This is a genomic window from Streptomyces sp. NPDC007856, assembly GCF_042868225.1.
In the GTDB taxonomy this organism is placed as follows: domain Bacteria; phylum Actinomycetota; class Actinomycetes; order Streptomycetales; family Streptomycetaceae; genus Streptomyces.
Genome location: NZ_JBIAEC010000001.1, coordinates 40798 through 64640 on the forward strand (window position 1 = coordinate 40798; position 23843 = coordinate 64640).

23 protein-coding genes and 1 pseudogene are annotated in these 23843 nt (G+C 71.5%); 20 read left to right on the top strand and 4 right to left on the bottom strand.

What is annotated here, in order from left to right; genetic code table 11:
• The first annotated feature begins 52 nt into the window (after nt 1–52).
• From ACFYOH_RS00210 to ACFYOH_RS00225, 4 genes are all read left to right on the top strand, one after another.
• The gene (locus ACFYOH_RS00210; RefSeq protein ID WP_388619300.1) at nt 53–1354 is read left to right on the top strand and encodes a hypothetical protein; all 1302 of its coding nucleotides are present in this window, start codon (nt 53–55) and stop codon (nt 1352–1354) included.
• Nucleotides 1351–2955, top strand: coding sequence for a substrate-binding domain-containing protein (locus ACFYOH_RS00215; RefSeq protein ID WP_388619303.1), 1605 nt, complete (start codon nt 1351–1353; stop codon nt 2953–2955). Before ACFYOH_RS00210 ends, ACFYOH_RS00215 begins: the two co-directional genes overlap by 4 nt.
• The gene (locus ACFYOH_RS00220) at nt 2942–3697 is read left to right on the top strand and encodes a hypothetical protein (RefSeq protein ID WP_388619305.1); all 756 of its coding nucleotides are present in this window, start codon (nt 2942–2944) and stop codon (nt 3695–3697) included. The genes ACFYOH_RS00215 and ACFYOH_RS00220 overlap by 14 nt, the downstream gene beginning before the upstream one ends.
• Nucleotides 3698–3789: 92 nt before the next feature.
• Nucleotides 3790–4746 (top strand): DMT family transporter, encoded by a 957-nt coding sequence (locus ACFYOH_RS00225; protein ID WP_388619307.1) that lies wholly within the window; start codon nt 3790–3792, stop codon nt 4744–4746.
• On the opposite strand, the gene ACFYOH_RS00230 is transcribed toward ACFYOH_RS00225, so the two are convergent.
• Together ACFYOH_RS00230 and ACFYOH_RS00235 are read right to left on the bottom strand one after the other, a co-directional pair.
• Entirely contained in the window at nt 4634–5524 is an 891-nt protein-coding gene (locus ACFYOH_RS00230; protein WP_388619310.1) for a LysR family transcriptional regulator, read from the bottom strand. The genes ACFYOH_RS00225 and ACFYOH_RS00230 overlap by 113 nt on opposite strands.
• Before the next feature lie 14 nt (nt 5525–5538).
• A pseudogene (locus tag ACFYOH_RS00235) lies at nt 5539–5811 on the bottom strand (PLD nuclease N-terminal domain-containing protein); the annotation flags it as partial.
• 75 nt (nt 5812–5886) lie between these two features.
• Between ACFYOH_RS00235 and ACFYOH_RS00240 the strand changes: the two are divergent.
• The 9 genes from ACFYOH_RS00240 to ACFYOH_RS00280 all read left to right on the top strand — a co-directional run bounded on the left by ACFYOH_RS00240 (nt 5887) and on the right by ACFYOH_RS00280 (nt 13131).
• Nucleotides 5887–7344 (top strand): menaquinone biosynthesis decarboxylase, encoded by a 1458-nt coding sequence (locus ACFYOH_RS00240; RefSeq protein ID WP_388619312.1) that lies wholly within the window; start codon nt 5887–5889, stop codon nt 7342–7344.
• Nucleotides 7341–8243, top strand: coding sequence for a menaquinone biosynthesis prenyltransferase MqnP (mqnP, locus tag ACFYOH_RS00245; protein ID WP_388619315.1), 903 nt, complete (start codon nt 7341–7343; stop codon nt 8241–8243). The genes ACFYOH_RS00240 and mqnP overlap by 4 nt, the downstream gene beginning before the upstream one ends.
• Nucleotides 8244–8386: 143 nt before the next feature.
• On the top strand, nt 8387–9043 hold the full coding sequence (locus tag ACFYOH_RS00250) for a UbiX family flavin prenyltransferase (RefSeq protein ID WP_388619317.1): 657 nt from the start codon (nt 8387–8389) through the stop codon (nt 9041–9043).
• A gap of 48 nt (nt 9044–9091) precedes the next feature.
• Nucleotides 9092–9547 (top strand): Lrp/AsnC family transcriptional regulator, encoded by a 456-nt coding sequence (locus tag ACFYOH_RS00255; RefSeq protein WP_059251851.1) that lies wholly within the window; start codon nt 9092–9094, stop codon nt 9545–9547.
• Nucleotides 9548–9588: 41 nt separating this feature from the next.
• On the top strand, nt 9589–10752 hold the full coding sequence (mqnE, locus tag ACFYOH_RS00260; protein WP_388619320.1) for an aminofutalosine synthase MqnE: 1164 nt from the start codon (nt 9589–9591) through the stop codon (nt 10750–10752).
• Nucleotides 10753–10861: 109 nt separating this feature from the next.
• On the top strand, nt 10862–11521 hold the full coding sequence (locus tag ACFYOH_RS00265) for a UdgX family uracil-DNA binding protein (RefSeq protein ID WP_388619323.1): 660 nt from the start codon (nt 10862–10864) through the stop codon (nt 11519–11521).
• Nucleotides 11522–11537: 16 nt separating this feature from the next.
• Nucleotides 11538–12062 (top strand): GNAT family N-acetyltransferase, encoded by a 525-nt coding sequence (locus tag ACFYOH_RS00270; RefSeq protein ID WP_388619325.1) that lies wholly within the window; start codon nt 11538–11540, stop codon nt 12060–12062.
• A 75-nt stretch (nt 12063–12137) separates the two neighbouring features.
• The gene (locus tag ACFYOH_RS00275) at nt 12138–12446 is read left to right on the top strand and encodes a DUF4229 domain-containing protein (protein ID WP_388619328.1); all 309 of its coding nucleotides are present in this window, start codon (nt 12138–12140) and stop codon (nt 12444–12446) included.
• Between the two features lie 10 nt (nt 12447–12456).
• Nucleotides 12457–13131 (top strand): TetR/AcrR family transcriptional regulator, encoded by a 675-nt coding sequence (locus ACFYOH_RS00280; RefSeq protein ID WP_388619331.1) that lies wholly within the window; start codon nt 12457–12459, stop codon nt 13129–13131.
• Between the two features lie 47 nt (nt 13132–13178).
• Here the strand turns inward: ACFYOH_RS00280 and ACFYOH_RS00285 are convergent, their stop codons facing one another.
• Complete coding sequence (locus ACFYOH_RS00285) at nt 13179–13982, bottom strand: MaoC family dehydratase (RefSeq protein ID WP_388619334.1); 804 nt, start codon at nt 13980–13982, stop codon at nt 13179–13181.
• Nucleotides 13983–14226: 244 nt separating this feature from the next.
• Here ACFYOH_RS00285 and ACFYOH_RS00290 point away from each other — a divergent pair, with 244 nt between their 5' ends.
• Nucleotides 14227–16179 (top strand): AMP-dependent synthetase/ligase, encoded by a 1953-nt coding sequence (locus tag ACFYOH_RS00290; RefSeq protein WP_388619337.1) that lies wholly within the window; start codon nt 14227–14229, stop codon nt 16177–16179.
• Between the two features lie 159 nt (nt 16180–16338).
• Nucleotides 16339–17241, top strand: a complete 903-nt coding sequence (locus ACFYOH_RS00295; protein WP_388619340.1) for a LysR family transcriptional regulator — start codon at nt 16339–16341, stop codon at nt 17239–17241.
• On the opposite strand, the gene ACFYOH_RS00300 is transcribed toward ACFYOH_RS00295, so the two are convergent.
• Entirely contained in the window at nt 17171–17665 is a 495-nt protein-coding gene (locus ACFYOH_RS00300; RefSeq protein WP_388619341.1) for an ATP-binding protein, read from the bottom strand. The two genes, ACFYOH_RS00295 and ACFYOH_RS00300, sit on opposite strands and share 71 nt — an antisense overlap.
• Nucleotides 17666–17745: 80 nt before the next feature.
• Between ACFYOH_RS00300 and ACFYOH_RS00305 the strand changes: the two genes are divergently transcribed.
• The 5 genes from ACFYOH_RS00305 to ACFYOH_RS00325 all read left to right on the top strand — a co-directional run bounded on the left by ACFYOH_RS00305 (nt 17746) and on the right by ACFYOH_RS00325 (nt 23842).
• Nucleotides 17746–18636: a helix-turn-helix domain-containing protein gene (locus ACFYOH_RS00305; protein ID WP_388619343.1), complete on the top strand. Its 891-nt coding sequence runs from the start codon at nt 17746–17748 to the stop codon at nt 18634–18636.
• A complete protein-coding gene (locus ACFYOH_RS00310; RefSeq protein WP_388619346.1) occupies nt 18633–18914 on the top strand; it encodes a DUF397 domain-containing protein in 282 nt (93 codons plus the stop codon). Before ACFYOH_RS00305 ends, ACFYOH_RS00310 begins: the two co-directional genes overlap by 4 nt.
• 44 nt (nt 18915–18958) lie before the next feature.
• Nucleotides 18959–19789 (top strand): hypothetical protein, encoded by an 831-nt coding sequence (locus ACFYOH_RS00315; RefSeq protein WP_388619349.1) that lies wholly within the window; start codon nt 18959–18961, stop codon nt 19787–19789.
• Nucleotides 19790–19865: 76 nt separating this feature from the next.
• Nucleotides 19866–20660, top strand: coding sequence for a BTAD domain-containing putative transcriptional regulator (locus ACFYOH_RS00320; RefSeq protein WP_388619352.1), 795 nt, complete (start codon nt 19866–19868; stop codon nt 20658–20660).
• Nucleotides 20661–20800: 140 nt separating this feature from the next.
• Nucleotides 20801–23842, top strand: coding sequence for a BTAD domain-containing putative transcriptional regulator (locus ACFYOH_RS00325; RefSeq protein ID WP_388619355.1), 3042 nt, complete (start codon nt 20801–20803; stop codon nt 23840–23842).
• The last annotated feature ends 1 nt before the right edge of the window (nt 23843 follow it).

Here is a 23843-nt window from a genome sequence, read left to right on the forward strand (position 1 = left end):
GCCATCGTCCGGGCGGCGGACGATCCTGTCCCCGCTGACGCAGGAGACACGGGTGGCCACACGCAGAGCCGAGACCGAGAGACCCCGTCAGACCGGCGAGCCCCGCCTGCGGGTCGGGGAGCCGGTGGTCGCGCCCACGCGCGGCTCCACGGCACGGCGGTGGCTCCCGCGCGCCGTCGCCGCCGTCACCGCCCTGTGCGCCATCGTCGTCCTCGCCCAGGGCCATGTCGGCCTGCCTTTCACCCACATCGTCACGATCGAGGCCAAGATGGCCTCGAAGGCCGACTACTTCGAGGATCCGGAGGTCCAGCGGCTGCTCGTCCGGCACGGCTTCCGGGTGCACATCACCCGCATGGGCTCGCGGGGTATCGCCGCCCAGAGCTACGACGGCTACGACGTCGTCTTCCCCTCCGGGCAGCCCGCCGCCGACCTGATCACCAGGAAGCGCGCGGCCGAGGGCCACCCGGCGACGACGTACCGCCCGTTCGTCAGCCCGGTCGTCCTCGGCACCTACCGCGAGTACGCCGAGACGCTGCAGGACGCCGGGATCGCCACCCCGTTACCGGGCGTGCCCACCGGGTCCAAGCCGCTCTACTACTCGCTGAACATGCAGAAGTTCCTGCAGGCCACCGCCGACGGCCGCCGCTGGGACCTGCTCGGCACCGACCGGAACGGCCACCGCATCGGCATCGACCGGCACGGCATCCACAACGGCAACAAGGTGCTCGCCCAGACCTCGGACATCTGCGAGGCCAACTCCGCCGGCACCTATCTGGGGCTCGTCTCCTACGTCTGGAACCACGACAACATCCCGCAGGACACGGCCGAGGCGACCCGGTTCGCCGAGCGGATAAGGCTCCTCCTCAACGACCAGGGCATGCCGTCCTCCGAGAAGAACGAGACCTACGTCTCCGCCGAGGGCAAGAGCATCGCGCCGATCGCGGTGATCTACGAGCACCAGTTCCTGGCCCACCAGATCGCCACCCAGGCCGGCACCGGGCACATCGACAGCGAGCGCGTGCTGCTCTATCCGTCGGCCCGGTTCATCACCGAGCCGCAGCTCATCGCGCTCACCCCGGCCGGCGACCGGCTCGGCGACCTGATCAGCAAGGACCCGGCGCTGCAGAAGCGGGCGATGGAGCTGGGCTTCCGGGTCCGGGACGCCGAGGGCGCCTCCGCCACCAGCGACTCGCTGACCCGGTTCCTCACCGACCACCACATCCAGGCGCCCGTCCTGTCGGACGACGACACCAAGGCGGTGCTGCCCCGGCTCGACCTGCTGGAGAAGATGATAGAGATCGTCGGCGACTGCGACGCCGTGCCCCGGTCGGCGGCCGGCGGGGAGGCGCCATGACCGCCATGACCGGCCGCGGACTCAGGGCCGCCCTCTGCCTGGTGCTGCTCGCCGCGCTCGGCGGTCTCGTCTCCTGCTCCGGCGGGGGCGGCGGCCCCGACACCACCCTGCACGTCCTCGCCAGCGACGAACTCACCGACATGGAACCCCTGTTGGACCAGCTCCGGCAGGACACCGGGGTCCGCCTGGAGCTGGACTACCGGCCGACCAACGACGCGAGCGACACCCTGCTGACCGGCCGCCACTCCTACGACCTGGCCTGGCTCTCCTCCGACCGCTACTTCCGGCTGAAGGCCAAGAAGGCCGCCGCCGGGACCCACCCGGCCACCGTCGTGCAGAGCACCTCGATCATGCGCTCCCCGGTCGTCGTCGGCCTCACTCCGGACGTGGCCCGCACCCTGCGCGCCGAGGCGCCCGACGGCCGCCTGTCCTGGGCGGACCTCGCCGACGCCGCCGCCACCGGCACCGTACGCTTCGGCATGGCCGACCCCCGGCACAGCAACAGCGGGCTCGCCGCGCTGGTCGGGGTCGCCACCGCCGCGGCCGGCACCGGCAGCGCGCTGCGCCCGCAGGACGTCAGCTGCGACCGGCTGCGCGGCTTCCGCTCCGGGCAGACCCTCACCGCCGACAGCTCCCACGCCCTGCTGGACTCCTTCGCCGAGCACCCCGCCCGCACCAACGCCCTGATCACCTACGAGTCCGAACTGCTCACCCTGAACGCCTCCGGCCGCCTCAAGCAGCCCCTGGAGATCGTCCACCCCGCCGACGGCATGGTGCTGTCCGACTATCCGCTGCTGCTGCTCGACCCCGCCCGCCGGGACGCCTACGACCGCGTGGTGCAGTGGCTGACCGCCGCCGGCCACCAGCGGGAGATCATGCGCCGGACCCTGCGCCGCCCGGTCAGCACCGCCGTGACCCGCGACCCCCGGCTCACCGCGCCCCTGGACAACGCCCTGTACTTCCCGGACGACCCTGCCGTCCTCGACCGGCTGCTGGCCGACTACGGCGACCCCCGGCGCCGCGTCGCCGACCAGGTGATCTTCCTGCTGGACTTCTCCGCCTCCATGCGCGGCTCCCGGACCACCGCGCTCAAAGCCGCCTTTGCGGGGCTCAGCGGCGCGGACTCCTCCGCCACCGGCAAGTTCGTGCGCTTCTACCAGGGCGAGCGGCTGACCGTGATCCGCTTCGGCGGGCGCCCGCTGGACGAACGCACGGTCACCGTGCACGGCGGCGCCGACCTCACGGCCCTGACGGACCTCGTCTCCCACGGCGGCTACGACGGTTCGACGGCCGTCTGGTCCGCGCTCGACCACGGCTACGGCGCCGCCGAGCGGGCCCTGCGCGAGGACCCGGGGCGGGCCGTGGCCATCGTGCTGATGACCGACGGTGAGAACAACGCCGGCATCGACCGCGCGACCTTCGTCAGCCGCTACCGGGCCCGGCCCGCCGACGCCCGCGCCGTGCACACCTACCCCGTCCACTTCGGCGACGCCGACGCGGCCGAACTGCGCCAGGTCGCCTCCGTCACCGGCGGCCGCATGGTCGACGCCCGTCACTCGTCCCTGTCCACCGCGTTCAAGGAGATCCGTGGCTGTTCTTGACGGCACCTGGTGGAGCGCCTGGTGGGGCGCGATGATCTGGTGGCTGGCGGCCTTCGCCGGCCTGCTCGTGCTGGCCGTGCTCGTCGTACGGCGGGCCCTCGTGCGCATCCGGAGGACGCCCGAGGACCCCCACTACCTTCCGCTGTACCTGGACAACGACGCGGTCATGGACGTGTTCAAGATGCGCAATCACCAGGCGGCGCTGCGCAAGGAGGTCGAGGAGCGGAACGTGCGCAACACCGGCTGCCTTGCGGCGATTCCGGTGCTCTCCCTGATGTTCCAGCTCACCGGGGACCGAACCACCGAGATCGTCGCCAAGTACGTCGAGGACAGCCAGCCGATACAGGTGATCGGGCTGCTGCTGTCCGTCCTGCGGCGCGGGGACGGGCTCGCCCAGGTGCGGCTGGGGCAGGACTCCGCGACGGTCACACCGAACCGCGCCCTCCTCGGCGCCGGGGTCACGGGCGACCTGGTGCTCAGCGAGATAGGTGAATTCGTCATGATCACCGGCCGGTTCGAGGCTCAGGACCCGCAGGGCGAGACCCTGGTGATGCGGGCCCCTTACGGAGACGGCGAGCGGTCCGCGCGCCTGCGGGTCGTGCTGCGCCCCGCCGGGCTGCGCCCCCCGGGCCGGCAGTTGCCCGAGGGCCAGTTCCGGGCCCACTGTCTGGGCAAGGTGACGACCTGGCGCCCCGACACCCGCGAGGTCGTGCTCCAGTACCCGGTGGCCGTCTTCCAGTGAACCGGGGGTATCGGCACCGCCGATACCCCCATCGGCAGCGCCCCGCACCGGCGTGTGGACCGGCACCGGCGGCCGTTCGTAGCGTCATCGGCATGACCTCAGAGACCAGGGGCACGGCCCAGCTGACCACCGCCATGATGCTCTCCGGCACCCTCGGCGTCTTCGTCGTCGAGTCCGGCGCCTCGCCCTTCGACGTCGTCTTCTTCCGCGTCCTGTTCGGCGCCCTCGCCCTCGGCGGCTATGTCGCCGCCCGCGGCTGGCTGCGCGACCACGGCTTCACCCGCCGCACCCTCGGACTCGCCGTCCTGGGCGGGGTGTTCATCGTCGTCAACTGGGTGCTGCTGTTCTCGGCGTACGAGAACACGTCCATCTCCGTGGCCACGGTCGTCTACCACACGCAGCCCTTCTACGTGGTCCTCCTCGGCGCCCTGCTGTTCCGTGAACGACTCACCGCCGCGAAGGTCGGCTGGATCGCCCTCGCCTTCGCCGGGCTGGTCCTCGTCTCCGGCGTCACCCCCGCCGACTTCGCGAGCGGCGGCACCTATCTGCTCGGCATCGGCCAGGCCCTCCTCGCCGCCCTGCTCTACGGCCTGTCCACCCTGGTGACCAAGCGGATCACCGGTGTCCGCCCGCACCTGATCGCCCTGGTCCAGGTCGTCGTCGGCATCCCGCTGCTGCTGCCCTTCGCGGACTTCGGCGCGATGGGCGGCACCGGCTGGAGGTGGGGCTGGCTCGTCGGGCTCGGCCTGATCCACACCGGGGTGATGTACGTCCTCATGTACGCCGCGTACGCCAAGCTGCCGACCGCGAAGATCGCCGTACTGGCCTTCGTGTACCCGGCCGTGGCGATGCTGATGGACTGGCTGGTCTACGGCCACCACATCGGGCTCGTCCAGGCGCTGGGCGTCCCGCTGATCGTGACGGCGAGCCTCAAGGTCACCCTCGCCCGTCCTGCTCGGCGACCAGTCGCCGCGCCTGCTCCACGAACAGCCGGGCGTGCGCCGGAAGCCGCTTCCCGGCCCGCCACGCCAGCTGCGTGCGAAGCGTGAACGGCGGCTCCCAGCCCAGCCGTACGAGAGAGCCCTCCGCGAGTTCGGCGGCGACCGTCACCTCGGGCAGCAGCGCGATCCCGAGGCCGGCCGCCGCCGCGCGCTTGGTGGCCTCGATCGTGCCGAACTCCATGAACTGCACGTCCCCGAAGGACTTCAGCTCGCGCTCGAACAGGTCCCGGTAGGCGCACCCGGGCTCGGTGGCCAGCAGCGGCTGGTCCGCCAGGGCGGCGGTCGGCACGGCGGAGTCGCTCAGCGCGTGCCCGGGCGCCGCGACCAGCGCCAGCGGCTCCACCGCGAGCACCGCGCTCTCCAGCCCCGGGTGCTCGGTCCGCTCCTCCATCAGGAACCCGACGTCGTACGTGCCCTGACGCAGCGCCTGCCTGGTCTCGTCGCCGATGGTGGTGCGCAGCGCCAGCCGCACCCTGGGGTGGCGGTGGTGGAAGTACTCCAACAGCGGCGGCAGCCGGTAGGAGGTGAGCGACTCCATGGTCCCGACGGTGAGGGTGCCGGCGGGCTCCGCCGGCTCGACGACGGCCCCCCGGGCCTCCTCGGTCAGCTCGATGATCTGCCGGGCGTACGGCAGCAGCCGCTCACCGGCCTCGGTGAGCCGGATACGGCTGCCGAGCCGGTCGAACAGCTCGACGCCGAGGGCGGACTCCAGGGTGCGGATCTGACCGGTCACGCTGGACTGCGCGTACGACAGCTCGGCCGCGGCCCGGGTGAAGCTCAGCACCGTGGCGACCTTCTCGAAGGTGACGAGCAGCCGGAGTTCCATCAGGCCTGCTCGGGGTCGTCCTTGTTCAGGGACCTGAGGAACTCGGGGTTGTCGTCGGGCGCGACCCACTGCCCGGGCGCGGCACCGCCCGCCGGGACCGGCTGCCGCGCCTTGCCGGTGATCAGCCAGGCGACCGGACCGACCAGCACCTCGCCGAAGAGCAGGATGATGATCACCCACACCACCTTCGGCAGATGCCGCACCTCTTCCTCCGGGGTGTTCAGGCAGTCCACGAAGGCGTAGATCCACAGCGCCAGCACCAGCAGGAACGGCAGATACCTGAGCATGGCGTGCGATCCCCCGACGAAGTGAGACGGCCCCGGTGACCGGGCCAGGGTATCGGGTGGCAGATACTGGGACACATGGCTTACGACGATCTTCGCTCCCTGCTGCGGGCGCTGGAGCGCGAGGGCGACCTCAAGCGCATCAAGGCCGAGGTCGACCCGTATCTGGAAGTCGGGGAGATCGTCGACCGGGTGCAGAAGTCCGGCGGCCCCGCCCTGCTCTTCGAGAACGTGAAGGGCTCGGCGATGCCGCTGGCCATGAACGTCTTCGGCACCGACCGCCGCCTGCTGAAGGCGCTGGGCCTGAAGTCGTACGGCGAGATCTCCGAGAAGATCGGCGGCCTGCTGCGGCCCGAGCTGCCGCACGGCTTCGTCGGCGTGCGCGAGGCCTTCGGCAAGCTGGGCGCGATGACCCACGTGCCGCCGAAGAAGGTGAAATCCGACCATGCCCCCGTGCAGGAGGTCGTCCTCCACGGCGACGAGCTGGACCTCGACCGGCTCCCGGCGCTGTTCACCTGGCCGAAGGACGGCGGCTCCTTCTTCAACCTGGGGCTCACCCACACCAAGGACCCGGAGACGGGCATCCGCAACCTCGGGCTCTACCGCCTCCAGCGCCACGACCGGCGCACCATCGGCATGCACTGGCAGATCCACAAGGACAGCCGCAACCACTACCAGGTGGCCGCCCGCAGGGGCGAGCGGCTGCCCGTCGCCATCGCCTTCGGCTGCCCCCCGGCCGTCACCTACGCCTCCACCGCGCCCCTCCCCGGTGACATCGACGAGTACCTGTTCGCCGGGTTCATCGCGGGCAGGCGGATCGAGATGGTCGACTGCAAGACCGTGCCGCTCCAGGTGCCGGCGAACGCCGAGGTCGTCCTGGAGGGCTGGCTGGAGCCGGGCGAGATGCTGCCCGAGGGCCCCTTCGGCGACCACACCGGCTTCTACACCCCGCAGGAGCCGTTCCCCGCGCTGAAGATCGACTGCGTGACCATGCGGAAGCGCCCGCTGCTCCAGTCGATCGTGGTCGGCCGGCCCCCGACGGAGGACGGGCCCCTCGGTCGCGCGACGGAGCGCTTCTTCCTCCCGCTGCTGAAGATCATCGTCCCGGACATCGTGGACTACCACCTGCCCGAGGCCGGCGGCTTCCACAACTGCGCGATCGTCTCGATCGACAAGAAGTACCCCAAGCACGCGCAGAAGGTGATGCACGCGATCTGGGGGGCGCACATGATGTCCCTGACCAAGCTGATCGTCGTCGTGGACTCCGACTGCGACGTGCACGATCTGCACGAGGTCGCCTGGCGGGCCCTCGGCAACACCGACTACGCCCGTGACCTCACGGTCGTCGAAGGCCCCGTCGACCATCTGGACCACGCCTCCTACCAGCAGTTCTGGGGCGGCAAGGCGGGGATCGACGCGACGAAGAAGTGGCCCGAGGAGGGCTACACCCGCGACGGGGGCTGGCCGGACATGGTCCTGTCGGACCCGGCTACGGCGGCCCTGGTGGACCGCCGCTGGAAGGAGTACGGCCTGTGAGCAGCGCTTCCGCCGCGATCCCCCAGCCGGGACGCACGAAGGCCTTTCTGCGCCTGGTGATGATCGAGCACTCGGTCTTCGCGCTCCCCTTCGCCTACATCGCCTCCCTCACGGCGATGTACGCGTGGGACAAGAACATCCACTGGGGCCGGCTGCTCCTGGTCACGGTCTGCATGGTCGGCCTGCGCACGTTCGCGATGGCCGTCAACCGGATCATCGACCGCGAGATCGACGCCCGGAACCCGCGTACGGCCCACCGCGAGCTGGTGACCGGCGCGATGACCGTCCGGCACGCCTGGACCGGCGCCCTGATCGCCCTGGTGGTCTTCCTGGGCGCGGCGGCCCTGCTCAACCCGCTCTGCCTGGCCCTGGCGCCGGTGGCGGTGATCCCGATGGTGGTCTACCCCTACGGCAAACGGTTCACGAACTTCCCGCAGGCCATCCTCGGCCTCGCCCAGGCGATGGGGCCGGTGGGCGGCTGGCTGGCCATCTCCGGGACCTGGAACTGGGACGCGGTGATCCTCGGCCTCGCCGTCGGCATCTGGATCGGCGGCTTCGACCTGATCTACGCCTGCCAGGACGTGGAGACCGACCGCGAGATCGGCGTCATGTCGGTCCCGGCCCGCTTCGGCGTCCCGGCCGCGATCTGGGGCGCGCGGGCCTGCCACACGATCACGACGGCCCTGTTCGTCTGGTACGGCGTCGTCACCGGCGCGGGTGCCTTCTTCTGGCTGGGCCTGCTGATCGTCGCGGGTGCGTTCGTCTACGAGCACTCGATCGTCCGACCGCACGACCTCTCCCGCCTGAACAGGGCGTTCTTCTCGACGAACGGCTTCATCGGGATCAGCCTTTTCGTGTGCGCCCTCATCGATCTGCTGGTGCGCGGCCTGACGCCGTAGCCCGTTCGGGTGGCTCCGGCAGGCCTGCCGGGCGGCTCGCAGCGACCTTCCGGTGCGCGTGCGGGGATCGTGGCCCGGCCGCCCGACACGCACGTCGGGCGGCCGGATAGGCTCGATATGTGAACGCAGGAGAATCGCAGCGCGTGCCTTGGATCGTGGGGGTGTCCGGTGCTTCCGGGACGCCGTATGCGGCGGCCGTGCTGCGCGCACTGCTGGCGGCGGGGGAGACGGTCGACCTGGTGGTCAGCCGGGCCTCGCGGCTGACGCTGGTGGACGAGACGGGCATCTCGTTCCGCGACGCCCACTGGCGGGACGACCTGCGGGAATGGCTGGCCCGGGGAGCCGACGGCAAGCCCGGGACCTTCGACGTGGACATCAGCGGGGTGCGGTACTGGACCGCGGGCGACCTCGCGGCCGGACCGTCCTCGGGGTCGTACCCGGCCAAGGGGATGCTGATCGTGCCCGCCTCGACGGCCTGCGTCGCGGGCGTCGCGCTGGGCCTGTCCAAGGATCTGCTGCAGCGGGCGGCGAGCGTCACCCTCAAGGAGCGCCGCCCCCTGGTCGTGGCCGTACGCGAGACCCCGCTGAACGGCCAGACCCTGAGGCACCTCGTGGCGCTGGACGACGCCGGCGCGAGCGTCGTACCGGCCTCGCCCGCCTTCTACACGGGCGCCACCCACATCCAGGACCTGGTGGACTTCGTCGCCGGGCGGGTGCTGGACGCGGCAGGCGTCGGGCACGGCCTGTACCGGCGGTGGCGCGGCGAGCTGGGCGGCGGCACAGCGGGCAACCAGCAGTAGCACTACCTCTCATCACTTCAGGAACTTTCACCGGAAGGCTTCGATCGCATGGACGCGGTGGACAGGCAGCTCATCCAGGCCCTGAGGGAGAACGGCCGGGCCTCGTACGCGGAGCTGGGGCGCCTCGTCGGCCTGTCGGGCCCCAGCGTCACCGACCGCATCAACCGTCTTGAGGCGGCCGGTGTCATCACCGGCTACCGCGCCACGGTGAACGCGGCCTCGCTCGGCCTCGGCGTCACCGCGCTGATCGGCATCTCGCTCTCCGACGCCGCCGACCACGAGGACGTCGCCCAGCGCCTCAGGGACCTGCCGGAGATCGAGGACTGCTGGTTCATCGCCGGCGACGACTCCTACATGCTCAAGGTGCGGGCCACCGACGTGGACGGCCTGGAGCGGATCATCCGGCGGCTCAGCGGCACCAAGGGCGTCTCCCGCACCCGTACCACCATCGTGCTGTCCACGAAGTGGGAGAACCGGGTCGGGGAGCTGCCCGAAGAGGTCTAGGGATACGGTTGGTCCGGCTGTCGTAGAAAGGGCGTGTTGGCATGGACGTCGGGCTCAAGCGCGAGCTGGAGGAGAAGGTCCGCTCCGGTGAGCGGCTGACCCGCGAGGACGGCATCGCGCTGTACGAGTCGGACGACCTGGCATGGCTGGGCGGGCTCGCCCACGAGGTGCGGACCCGCAAGAACGGTGACGTGGTCCACTTCAACGTCAACCGGCACCTCAACATGACCAACGTGTGCACGGCCTCCTGCGCCTACTGCTCCTTCCAGCGCAAGCCGGGCGAGAAGGACGCGTACACGATGCGCATCGAGGAGGCGGTGAAGCTCGCCAAGGCGATGGAGTCGGAGAACCTCACCGAGCTGCACATCGTCAACGGCCTGCACCCGAACCTGCCGTGGCGGTACTACCCCCGCTCCCTGCGCGAGCTGAAGGCCGCCCTCCCGAACGTCTCTCTGAAGGCCTTCACGGCGACGGAGATCCACCACTTCGAGACGATCAGCGGTCTGTCCGCCTCGGAGATCCTGGACGAGCTGATCGACGCGGGCCTGGAGTCGCTCACCGGCGGCGGCGCGGAGATCTTCGACTGGGAGGTCCGGCAGCACATCGTGGACCACCGCACCCACTGGGAGGACTGGTCCCGCATCCACCGCCTGGCGCACGAGAAGGGTCTGAAGACCCCGTGCACCATGCTCTACGGGCACATCGAGGAGCCGAGGCACCGGGTCGACCACGTCCTGCGGCTGCGCGAGCTGCAGGACGAGACCGGCGGCTTCCAGGTCTTCATCCCGCTGCGCTACCAGCACGACTTCGTGGACATGAAGGACGGCAAGGTACGGAACACCCTCCAGGCCCGTACCCAGATGGCGACCGGTGCGGAGGCCCTGAAGACCTTCGCGGTCTCCCGTCTGCTGTTCGACAACGTCCCGCACGTCAAGGTCTTCTGGGTGATGCACGGCGTGCAGACCGCCCAGCTGGCCCTCCAGCACGGCGCGGACGACATGGACGGCTCGGTCGTGGAGTACAAGATCACCCACGACGCGGACAACTACGGCACCCCGAACAAGCTGACCCGCGAGGACCTGCTGGACCTGATCCGCGACGCCGGCTTCCGCCCGGTGGAGCGGAACACGCGGTACGAGATCATCCGCGAGTACGAGGGTCCGGACCCGGCGCGCAGGGAGTCCCCGCAGCCGATGCGGGTCTGACTTTGAGGGGCGCGGGGAACTGCGCGACCGGCCCCGACGCAGCCGCAGCCGGGCGACGGACGGAGCACCCCCTTCGTTCGCCGTCCCCAAGCGGGGGTACCCGGCACACATGGCTGTTACGAAGGCCCCCGAGGACGCCTACACGGCGGAGCCCTTCGTTCCGGAGGGCGCCAGTCTCACCGCTCTGCGCAAAGCCGCCGCAGGCTGTCGTGGTTGCCCTCTGCACGAGAACGCCACCCAGACGGTGTTCGGCGCGGGCAACGCGCACGCCCGCGTCATGCTCGTCGGTGAGCAGCCCGGCGACCAGGAGGACCGGCAGGGCAAGCCCTTCGTCGGGCCCGCGGGCCGCATGCTGGACAAGGCGCTCGCGGAGGCCGGCATCGACCCCGGCGACGCGTACGTCACCAATGCCGTCAAGCACTTCAAGTTCACCCAGGCCGAGCCCCGCAAGCGCCGTATCCACAAGGCGCCGAGCCTGAGGGAGATGACCGCCTGCGGCCCCTGGCTCGCGGCGGAGCTGGCGCTGGTCGAGCCCGAGCTGATCGTGGTGCTGGGTGCGACGGCGGGGAAGGCGCTGCTGGGGTCGTCCTTCCGGGTGGGCGAGGTGCGCGGCACCGTCCTGGAGCGGGAGATCCACGGGCGCCCCGAGCGGCTGGTGCCGACCGTGCACCCGTCCTCGGTGCTGCGGGCCCAGGACGACGAGGACAGGAAGGCCGCGTACCAGGGGCTCGTCGCCGATCTGAAGGTGGCCGCACGCGCCCTGGGGTAATAGCTACACTTCACCCATGCCGCTTACCTTCACGCTGGACCCCGCCATCACCCCGGCCCTGCGCGACGGCATCCTCGACCTGTGGACGGACGTGTCCAACGCGGGCGGTGCCGTGGGTTTCGTGCCGCCGGTGAGCCGGGAGGACATCCGGCCGGAGCTGGTGCGGCACTTCGTGGGCATGGCCGAGGGGCGGCACCGGCTGCTCGTCGGGTGCGACGAGACGGGCGAACCGGCCGCGACCGCGTTCTTCGCCTTCAACACCCACCGGCTCCAGACGCACTGGCTGTGGCTGTACACGGTGATGGTCCACCCGAGGCACCAGGGCAAGGGCTACGGCCGTGACCTGCTGGCGGCCGCCGCGGACGCGGCCCGCACCTTCGACGGCATCGACGCGATCCGGCTGACCTGCCGGGGCGGCCTCGGCCTGGAGCGGTTCTACGGCTCCTGCGGCTACAAGGAGGTCGGCCGGGTGCCCGGCGCCGTCCGGGTGGCGCCCGGCGACGACCGCGACGACATCATCATGCTGCTCCCCCTCCACTGACCCCGCTGCAAGATCCCTCCCCGTCCGTGCTTCACTGGACGATGACCCCTTTTGGAATCGGACGAGTGGATTGAGATGCTCCGCTACACGCTGATGCGCCTCGGCATCTTCGCCGGCTGCCTCGTGGTCGTCTGGGGAGCCGTCTACTCCGGCATCTTCCCGCACGGCTTCGGCAGCTCCAACGGCCTGTGGGTGCTGCTGCTCGCGCTGATCCTGTCGGCGCCGATCAGCTGGGTGGTGCTGCGCAAGGAGCGGGACCGGGCCTCGGTGCAGATCGTGACCAGGGTCGACCGGATGAAGGCCAACCTGGAGGCCAACCGCAGCCAGGAGGACGGTGCCGACGACGCCGCGAGGACGCCGGGCGAGGCGGCCGCGTCCAACTAGTCTTGCCCCCATGGGTGGGGCGAGGACGAAGCGGATGCCGCGTGCGGTGCGGGAGCAGCAGATGCTCGACGCCGCCGTACGGATCTTCGGGCAACGCGGCTACATGGCCGCCTCCATGGACGAGATAGCCGAGCTGGCCGGTGTCTCCAAGCCCTTGGTCTACCTGTACCTGAACTCCAAGGAAGACCTCTTCACCGCCTGCATCCGGCGCGAGGCCACCGCCCTCACCCAGGCCGTCCGCTCCGGCGTCCGCACGGACCTCCCCGCCGACCGGCAGCTCTGGGACGGCCTCCGGGCCTTCTTCGCGCACACCGCCGAGCACCCCGACGCCTGGTCCGTGCTCCACCTCCAGGCCCGCACCCACGGCGAACCCTTCGCGACCGAGGCCGCCGCGATGCGCAGGGAGATCGTGGCGTTCGTGACCCGGCTGGTCGCGATCGCCGCGCGGGAGGCCCACCGCGACCCCGACCTCCCCGAACACGAGGTGGCGGGCCTGGCCGAGGCGCTGGTGGGCGCGGCGGAGTCACTGGCCGCGTGGGCCAACGGCACGCCCGGCGTCACGGCTCGCCAGGCGGCGACCACCTTGATGAACTTCGCCTGGTCGGGCCTGGGCAACCTGATGCGGGGCAACTCATGGACACCGTCGGCGGAACCAACCCAGGGGCGCGGGGAACTGCGCGAGTAACCCACGACGGACCGGTACTCGGCAACAGCGATGTACTGCTACGGCGCCTAGCTCAGCTCGCCCCACAAATGCAGTCGCCCTCCCTCACCCCGCAACTCGAACCGCCCGGAGCCGTCCGCCCCGTAAGTCACCGTCCCCGGCAGCAACACCGGTGCCAGAAACCGCGCCCGCACCCGCCCCCCGGCGCAGCCGCTCGCGGCCAGGCAGCGGGCCACCGTCCACATGCCGTGCGCGATGGCCCGCCGGAAGCCGAAGAGGCGGGCGGTGAGCGGGTACAGGTGGATGGGGTTGCGGTCGCCGGAGACGGCGCCGTACCGCCGGCCCACGTCCCCGGCGAGCCGCCACGAGTCGACGACGGGCAGCGGGGCCGGCTGCTCTTCCCGGGGGCCGGCAGGGTCGTCGGTGCGATGCCGCGCGAGATACGTGCTCCGCGACTCCCATACGACCTCCCCCGCGGCCCGCATCCCGGTGACCACCGTGGCTTCGGTACCGCGCCGGTGCGGGGTCAGTCCCTCGATGTGCACGGCGAGTTCGTACTCCGCGTGCGCCGGGAGGGAGGTGTGCCGGGTGATCCCGATCGAGGTGTGGACGAGCCCCAGTAGTGGCAGCGGGAAGGCCCCGCCGCTCATCAGCCGCATGGCCAGGGGGAAGCCGAGGACGTGCGGATAGGTGACGGGGAGGGCGCTGTCGCCGGTGGGGAAGCCGCACACGCGCTCGTAGGCGGCCAGCCGGTCCAGGTCGACCCGAAGACCGGGCGACACCAGGCGGGTGCGCGGGAATTCGGCCTCCGGGGAGGGCCGCTTGAACGGCGACCGCAGGACGCCACCCGCGAGATGCAGCAACTCACCCACCACGCCCGGCTCCCATCCGCTTACTCTGAAGTAGGGTTACCGCCGGTAAGCCTACGCCCTCGCGGCAGGCGGCCCAAAAGTGAGCCTCCGTCACATACGGCCCGAGGCTGCACACCCCCGGCCCCGGACCACCCCCAAACCCGCACAACCCCCTCACGAAGGACCCGTACGATCGCCTCCCTAACCTGCGGTAACCCCTTTCCGCCGAGGCGCCGCAGGTACACGCACGCCAGAGGAGCCGCCCGTGTCCACCCCCTTCCCGAACGCCCCGGTCTCCTCCGGCGCCGCCGTCTCCGCCATCGACTACGACGGCCGCCCGGTCCTGGTGGAGCCCTGGGTCCAGCGCCTGGACGGCGCCGTTCGGGAGGTGTCCGTACCGCCGTTCGCGCCCCCGGTGAAACACGGCTCGCTCGCGGACCTGCCGTTCGACAACGCGGACGCCGCCCCCGCCGCGATCGTGCTCAGCCGCAGGCTCCCCGACGGCCGCTGGGCGGACATGACGGCCGCTCACTTCGCCGCGGAAGTCCTCGCGGTGGCCGAGGGGCTGATCGCCGAGGGGCTGGTGCCCGGCGACCGGATCGCCGTCATGGCCCGCACCCGGTACGAGTGGACGCTGCTCGACTTCGCCGCCTGGGCCGCAGGCCTGGTCACCGTGCCGATCTACCCGACCTCCTCCGTCTTCCAGACCCGGTGGATCCTGCACGACTCCGGCGCGGTCGCCCTGATCACCGAGACCGCCGCCCAGGCCGCCGCCCTCGGCCCCGAACTCCAGCACCTGCCCGATCTGCGCCATCTGTGGGTGATGGACAAGGAGCACGTGACCCGGCTCGCCGAGGCCGGCGTGCAGGTGCCGGACGGCGAAGTGGCCGTACGCCGGGGCATGCTGGGCCCCGACACCCTCGCCACCCTCATCTACACCTCCGGCACCACCGGCCGCCCCAAGGGCTGTGCCCTCTCGCACGGCAACTTCTTCGCCGAGGTCGACAACGCCATCGAGCTGCTCCACCCGGTCTTCAAGGACCAGGGCGAGGAGCCGTCGGTCCTCCTCTTCCTGCCGATGTCCCATGTCTTCGGCCGCATGGTGGCGATCGCCTGCGTCCGGGCCCGGGTCCGCCTCGGCCACGCGCCGAGCCTGGCCGCCGAGGACCTGCTGCCGGACCTCGCCGCCTTCAGGCCGACCTGCCTGCTGACCATTCCGTACATGCTGGAGAAGGTGTACAACTCGGCCCGCGCGAAGGCCGAGTCGGGCGGCCGGGTCGCCGCCTTCGACCGGGCCGCGGCGGTCGCCGTCCGCTACGGCGAGGCGCTGGAGTCCCGGCAGACCGGCACCGGTGGCGGCCCGAGCCGCTCCCTGAAGACGGCCCGCGCCTTCCATGACCCGCTGGTCTACCGCAAGCTCCGCGCCGCCATGGGCGGTCGCGTCCGGTACGCCATCTGCGGCGGCTCCCCGCTCGGCCGGCGCCTGGCCGCCTTCTACGCCGGAGCCGGCATCGAGATCTTCGAGGGCTACGGCCTGACGGAGACCACCGGCGCCACCACCGTCACCCCGCCCCTCAAGCCTCGCCTGGGCACGGTCGGCTGGCCGCTGCCCGGCACCCGCGTCCGGATCGCCGCCGACGGCGAGATCCTCGTCTCCGGCGACCATGTGCTGCGCGGCTACTGGGACCCACAGGCCGGCGGAGTCGTCCCCGCGACCAGGGACGGCTGGCTGGCGACCGGGGACATCGGCGAACTGGACGACGAGGGCTACCTCACCATCACGGGCCGCAAGAAGGAGCTGCTGATCACGGCGGGCGGCAAGTCCGTGGCCCCCGCCCCGCTGGAGAACTGGCTGCGCCAGCACCCGCTGATCTCCCAGGTGATGCTGGTCGGCGACGCCAGGCCGTACGTCGGGGCGCTGATCACCCTCGACCCCGACGGCATCGTCCACTGGCGCCAGATGATCGGCAAGCACCCCGTGCCGCCGGAACTGCTGGTGGGCGACCCGGAGTTGGAGGCGGTCCTGCAACGCGCGATCGACGAGGCCAACAAGCTGGTCTCCCGCCCCGAGTCCATCCGCCGCTTCACCGTGCTCCCCGTGGACTTCACCGAGGAGGCCGGCCATCTGACCCCGTCGATGAAGCTGCGCCGCGAGCAGATCACGACGGACTTCGCGAGCGAGGTGGAGGGCCTGTACGGCCCGGCCACCGGGCCCTGAGGAGCGCCCGTCACCCCATGATGGTCGGCACCCGCTCCTCGCGCGCGAAGCGGGTTGCCGCCTGGGTCGGCCGTTCCCCGGTACCGATCCTCGTACGACACCTGACTGCCAGTCAATCCTTGGGTTTGCTTCCCAAACCCAAGTGTTAGCTTGGGTGTTGTGACCTTGGACGACCTCCGCGTGTTCGTGGCCGTGTGCCGGGCCGGCAGCCTCAGTTCCGTCGCCCGGGACCTCGGTTGCACCCAGTCGGCCGTCAGCCAGCATGTGAAGCGGCTGGAGCGGGAGACGGGGGTCGCGCTGCTGGAACGGCAACCGCGGGGCGTGGTCCCCACGCAGGCCGGGCGCATTCTGGAGGCCGCCGCGGCCGAGGGGATCTCCGGGCTCGACATCGCCGTACGGCAACTGCGCGACCAGGTGGACGGCCGCGGCGGGTACGTCCGTGTCGCCACCGGTGCCACCACCGTCCGGCACTTCATGTCCGAGGCGGTGGTCGCCTTCCGCCGCCGCCATCCCGAGGTCAACCTGGAGTTCCGTACGGTCAGTTCGGGACGCGGCACCTTCGACGCGCTGGCCGACGGCACCCTGGACCTGGCCTGGATCACCGTCGGCTCTCCGGTGCGCGGCATCGAACAGCGGACGGTCGCGGAACTGCCGTGGCTGCTCGCGGTCCCCGCGGACGACCCCCTCGCCGGGCGGTCCCAGCTGGACGCGGCCGACCTGACGGGGGTCCGCCTCATCCGGCTGCCCCCGAACTCCACCTCCGCCGTCCACCTGGACGCGGCCTGCGCCGAGCTGGGCGTCCGCTTCACCTACGACACGAGCGTCGCCGACTGGGACACGGCACTGCTGCTGGCCGAGCTGGGCGTGGGCCGGGCGGTGGTCCCCGCCGTACCGGGCCTTCCGGTGCCGGGGGCGGGCGAGCTGCGACTCGTCCCGCTGCCGGGGTTGCGCCCCCTGCCCGTCGGCTGGGCCGTCCGCCGCTGGGACTCCCTCAGCCCTCCGGCCCGGGCCTTCGCGCACACGGTCGCGGAGTTCCGGGGCGGGGGCGCTGCCGCGGGCTGAGCGGGAGTTCGGCCCACACGGTCTTGCCGACGGTGCGCCGGGTCACGCCCCACCGGCTCGACAGCACGAGTACGACGACGAGTCCGCGGCCGTTCTCGTCCGCCGGCCCGCCGTCCAGGAACCGCAGATCCTTGTCTCCCCGGGCGTCACTCACCTCGATACGCAAGGTGTCCTTCCCGGGGAGGAGGCGCAGTCGCAGCTCGAAGTCCCGGCCGGGCACGCGACCGTGGGTGACGGCGTTCGCGGCCAGTTCGGCGACGAGGAGCTGCGCGGTGCAGTTCGGGTCGCTGTCGTGCGGGTATCCCCAGGTGGCGAGCTGGGTGGAGGTGAGCCGCCGGGCCAGCCGGGCGCCGAGGGGGGTGGCGCTGAGGCGTTGGACGAGTTCGCCGGCCTCAGGTGTGGGGGTGGAGATTTCCAGATTCACGTCACCGAGAGTGGTCGGTTCTCCCTACGCTGACCAGGGGAGGTCCGGCGACTGAGCGTAGTCGTACGGGTGCGGTTCGTTTGGTGTACGAGTCGTCGGAGGGTGGCGTGACAGGGGAGCAGCAGCGGAGGGCGGAAACGCCCGCTGAGGAGAACGGGGCGCTGGGCGTCTTCGTCGTCATCGGCAAGCAGTTGAAGCTGCTCAGGGAGCGGGCGGGGCTCAGTCAGCGGGAGTTCGGCGACCTGGTCGGGTACGGCCCCGACCAGATCTCGGCCATGGAGAGGGGGGTACGGACGCCGAGGCCGGAGTTCTTGCGGAAGGCGGACGAAATCCTGGGCGCTGGGGGGTTGTTGACGGCGGTCATCCCGGAGGTCGAGGAGGCGATGGCGAAGGCGCGGACGCGGCATCCGGAGTGGTACCGCAGTTACGCCGCGCTGGAGGCGGAGGCCGTCGAGCTGCACTTCTATGCAAACCAGGGCGTGCCTGGCCTGTTGCAGACCGAGGACTACGCACGAGCCGTGTTCTCCCGCCGCCGTCCCTTGCTGGACGAGGAGACCATCGAGAGGCGTGTGGCCGACCGGTTGGCTCGCCAGCAAGTCCTTGAGCAGTGGCCGCTGCCGATGTGCAGCTACGTCCTGGAAGAGGCAGTCCTGCTTCGGCCAATCGGCGGCCCGGAGGTGCACAAAGACCAGCTTCGGCAGCTGCTGCGCATCGGAAGCAGGCGTAACGTCGAGATCCAGGTAATGCCCTCCGCACCGACGGAACACCCCAACATGGACGGCCCGTTCAACCTGCTGACGCCCAAGAAGCGGGCCCAGGTCGCCTACGTAGAGGTGCAGGGGTACCCGCGACTGATCACCGAGCCGGAAGACGTCCGCAAGATCGTGGACCGCTATGGGATCATGCGCGCGATGGCACTCACCCCCACGGAATCCCTAGCCTTGATCGAGAAACTGCTGGGAGAGCGATGAACACCGAGGATCTCGCCTGGTTCAAGTCCAGCTACAGCGGCGGTGAAGGCGGGGAGTGCGTCGAACTCGCCTACGCTTGGCGCAAGTCCACCTACGGCGACGGCGAAGGCGGCGACTGCCTCGAGATGGCCGACCACCCCACCGCCATCCACATCCGCGACTCGAAACAACCCACCGCCCCCCACCTCACCGTCACCCCCGCCACCTGGACCGCTTTCCTCACGGTGGAGGGGAAGTCGGGACCCGGCCGGGACCGGAACGGTAACGCCCGCTCATAGCCTGCCTTTCCACCCTCGCCGACTCCGTCCACCCGAGCAGAGGCATGAAAGAAGACACAGACGTCCGCCGGATCTTCCTCCTGAACCCGGACCAGCGTCTCCTGAAGGAGGCCGCGCACGCCGGTGTCCAAGTGCGCTCCGCCCGGGCCGACATCCGTGACGAGCCCGCCGTACGCGCCCTCCTGGACGAGGCCGCGACGGCGGGGCTGTTCGTCAACCCCGCCCGCTCCCTCGCCCTGCTCGCGGACCAGGACGCCGTACGGCGGCTGGTCCGCGACAACCGGCTGTCGCCGGACCACGCCGAGCCCGCCGCAGGCGCCACGCGGCTGTCGGTGGAGACGCTCAGCGTGCACGGCATGCATCAGACCGTCGGGATCACGGCCCGGATGCCGTACGGGCTGCTGCACCCGGCGCCGCTGTCGGAGGACACCGCCGCCGAGGTGCGTGCGGTGGTGACCGCGCTGCTGGACCTGACCGGGTACCAGTACGGGCCCGCGCACACGAGTGTCGAGCTGACCCCGCGAGGACCGGTGATCACCGGCTGCCGGGCGGGGCTGGCCCGGGACCCGGTGCCGGAGCTGCTGAAGGTGGCCGGCGGGTTCGATCTGGCCGCAGGGGCGGTCGAGGTGCTGTCCGGGCGGCTGGTGGACGCGGTCCGGCCGGGCCGGTACGCGGCGGCGGTCGTGCTGAACCCGCCGTGGCGGCTGGAGACGGCGGAGGTGGGTGTGCTGCCGCATGTGCGGCATGTGTCGCCGCCGGACTCCCTCGCGCCGGGGCATCTCGTCGTGCACGCCGACTCGCCGGAGGTGGCGGCCCAGCGGGTGTCGTCGCTGACGGCCCTGGTCACCGGGAACGGATCGGGAACGAACCGGTAGAGCCTGTCCGCACTGTTGGTATGTCGCCGGAAGAAGGACGACGACGCCAGCGACGTCAACAGGAGGCGGAGTCAGGATGCTGAAGTTCTCGGTCCTCGGGGCACTGCAGATCCGTACCGTGTCCGGTCCTGCGGAGATCTCCGGCGACCTGCAGCGCACCCTGGTGCAGACGCTGCTGGTCAGCGAGGGACAACCGGTGTCGGGGGAGAGCCTGGTCGAGGAGATGTGGGGCGAGGCCGTACCCGACAACCAGGCGAACGCGCTGCAGGCGCACGTCAGCCGGCTGCGCCGCAGGCTGCGCGCGCTGGAGCCGGACCGGGCCGCCTCCCGGGTGACGATCCATCCCTCCGGTTACCGGCTGACCGTGGGGGAGGGGGAGCTGGACGCGGCCGAGTTCGTGCGGGCCGTACGGCAGGCCGAGGCGGCCGCTCCGGAGGATGCCGAGCGCACGGCCCGGCTGCTGGGCGAGGCGCTGGCGCTGTGGCGCGGGCCTGTGTTCGGGGGGTTCCCCGGCGGGACCCTGTGCCAGTTGGCGGGTGCCCGGTACGAGGAGTACCGGATGCGGGCGATGGAGCTGCGGTTCGACGCCGAGCTGCGGCTCGGGCGGCACGCGGCGGTGCTCGCCGAGCTGACCGAGGCGCACACCAACCACCCCTTGCGGGAGCGGTTCTGCGAGCAGTTGATGATCGCCCTGTACTGCTCGGGGCGGCAGGCGGACGCGCTCGACGTGTTCCGGCGGATGCGGCGGCATCTGGACGTGGAGCTGGGCATCCAGCCGTCTCCCGCGCTGCGCCGGGTGGAGCACGCGATCCTGCGCCACGACCCCGCCCTGGCAGGCGAGACGCGCACGACCCTCCTTCAGCTCGCGTGAAGGTGATTAGCTGTCCGCCTGGGCCGGCTGTGCGCCAGGACGGCGGAATCACCTCCTCCGCGCTGCTCGTTCGGGTACAACCTAGGGTGGTCCCGAACATCGCGGGCCGGGGGGTGCGACGGGGCGGAGGGGACAGGTTCGTGGAATCGGCGGCAACGGTTCGTCCTGTCGTACGGTTCAACATCCTCGGTTCGCTGGAAGGCTGGTGCGGCGAGCGCCGGCTGCGCCTCGGCAGTCCGACGCACGAGCGGGTGCTGGTCACCCTGCTGCTGGAGCCCGGGCGCATGGTGCCGGTGTCCCGGCTGATCGCCGCCGCCTGGGACGACGAGCCGCCGCAGACCGCCAGCCACCAGGTCCGCAAGGCCGTCGCCGCGCTGCGCACCCGCATCCCGGACGGCGCCTCGGTGATCGTCACCGACGGCGCCGGATACCGTGCGATGCTGGGCGAACACCAGCTGGACCTGCACGAGTTCGGGCAGTGGGCGCGGCAGGCCCGGCAGGCCGTGGCCGCCGGGCGGTCCGCCGAGGCGGTCGGGCATCTGCGGGCCTGCCTGGACCTGTGGCGCGGGCCGGTGCTGGCCGGTGCCGGCGGCGCGGTGATCAACGCGGCCTCGGCGGCGCTGGAAGAGCGGCACATGGCGATCGCCGAGCAGTACTTCGAGCTGCAGCTCGAACTCGGCCAGTCGGCGGAACTGATCGCGCCATTACGGGAGCTGGTGACCGCGCATCCGCTGCGGGAGACCCTGCGCGGGCGGCTGATGCTCGCCCTGTACCGGGCGGGTCGGCAGGCGGAGGCGCTGGAGGAGTTCGGCCGGATGCGCGCGCTGCTCGTGGACGAGCTGGGCATCGACCCGGGCGCCGAACTGACCCGGCTGTACGAGGCCATCCTGCGCGACAGCCCCGAGGTCGCCCCGCGGGTGCCGCAGTCCGTGGCCGAGCGGGCCGCCCATCTGGCGCCCGCCGCCTTTCTCCAGCCGTCCGAGCCCGCCCCCTGCACCCTGCCGTACGACCTGCCGGACTTCACCGGGCGGGAGCAGGAGCTGGCCCGGATCCTGGCCGTGGGCCGGGCCCCGGCGAGCGGGAGCACCCGGATCCTCGGCATCGACGGCATGGGCGGCAGTGGCAAGAGCGCGCTCGCCGTGCACGCCGCCCATCTGCTCACCGCCGACTATCCCGACGGGCAGCTCTTCGTCGATCTGCGCGGATTCAGCCCCGGTGAGAAGGCGCACGAGCCGGGGACCGTGCTGCACTCCCTGCTGCGCGCGGTCGGCGTGCCGGACGACCGGATACCGGACGACCTGGAGAGACGCACCACGCTCTGGCGAACCGTTTCCGCACAGCGGAAGATGCTGCTGCTCCTCGACAACGCCGCCGACGCCGCACAGATACGCCCGCTGCTGCCCGCCTCCGAGGACTGCCTGGCCCTGCTCACCGGCCGGGTCCGGATGCTCGACCTGGACGGCGCCGAATGGCTCTGCCTGGGCCTGCTCTCGGCCGAGGACAGCGCCACCCTGCTGACCCGGACGCTCGGCGCCGACCGCACCACGGCCGAACCCGAGGCCACCGCCCGCCTGGCACGGCTGTGCGGCGGACTGCCCCTCGCCCTGCGCATCACCACCGCCCGGCTGCGCAACCGCCCCCGCTGGACCGTGCAGTACCTGGTCGACCGGCTCGCCGACGAGACCCGCCGGCTGCGCGAACTGAGCGCGGGGGAGCGCAGCGTGGAGGCCACGCTCCGGCTGTCGTACCAGGCGATGGAGGAGGACCAGAGGGTCGCCTTCCGGCTGCTGGGCCTGCACCCCGGCAGCGCCATCGACGTCCACTCGGCCGCCGCGCTGCTCGGCACCGACGTGCACGACACCGAGGACACCCTGGAGGACCTCCTCGACGCGCATCTGCTGGAACAGCACGAGGCGGGCCTGTACGGCTTCCACGACCTGGTGCGCACCTACGCGATGAGCGTGCGGGAGGCCGAGGACGACGAGGAGGCCGCGGTCGAGCGGCTGGTGTCGTACTACATGCCGGCCGCCGACCGGGCCTGCGACCTGCTCTCCCCCGGGCGCGAACCGCTCGGCCGGCCACCGGCCGCAGACGCCCCCGAACTGCCCCCGCTGGACACCGACGCACAGGCGCTCGACTGGCTCGACCGCGAGTACGAGGCACTGCTGTCGATCGTCAACCGTGCGCGCGCCCAGGGCCTGCACCGCCCGGCGCTGCTGCTGGCCCGCAACCTCCTCTTCTACCTGGACCTGCGCGGCCACTACGAGGAGTTCCGGGTGGTCAGCCGGATCGCGGTCGACGCCGGCCGGCAGCTCGGCGACCTGTCCCTGCTCAGCCGCAGCATGGGCAACCTGGCCGTGGCCCACTGGTGGCTCGGCGACTTCCAGGACGGCATCACCACCGCGCGCGAGGCCCTGGAGCTGGCCGGGGCCGGCGATCTGCGCTCCGCGGCGTTCTGCACCGACACCCTCGGCCTGCTGTACGGGGCGGTCGGCGACTTCGAGGAGGCCCGTACCTACCTGGCCAAGGGCATCGCCCTGCACCGGGAACTGGGCGCGCCCGGACTGGAGGCGGTGGCGCTCGCCAACCTCGCCACCGTGGAGACCTGGGCGGGCCACTACGCCGACGGCGCACGGCACGCGGCCCGGGCCACCGAGCTGAACCGGAGCCTCGGCGAGCGCAACAACGAGATCACCTCGCTGACCTGGCTGGCACTGGCCCATCTGGGCGCCGGTGAGGACGAGCGGGCGCGGGCCTGCCTCGCCCAGGCCCTCGAACTGTGCGACGAGACCCGCAAGCCGGGAAACGTCGCCTTCGTCCTCGCCCACTGGGCACGGGTCTGCCAGCGCCTCGGCGAAGTCCGCTCGGCCGCCGAGCACGCCGAGCGCGCGCTCGACCTCGTCTCCACCGAGGGCACGGCCCTGCGCCAGGCCGCCGTGGTGAACGTGGTGGCCCTGGTCCACCTGCGCGCCGACGCCCCCGAACGCGCCCGGGACCTGTACCGCCAGTCCCATGAGCTGGCCTCCCGCCTGGGCTACCGCATCGAGATGGCCCGCGCCCTCCAGGGCTTGGCGGAATCGGCCAAGGCCCTGGGGGAGGAGCCGGAGGCTGAGCGCTATCAGCGGGAGGCGGAGGGGTTGTACGACGCGATGGGCGTCACGGAGGCGGGGCGGCGGCTGTAGG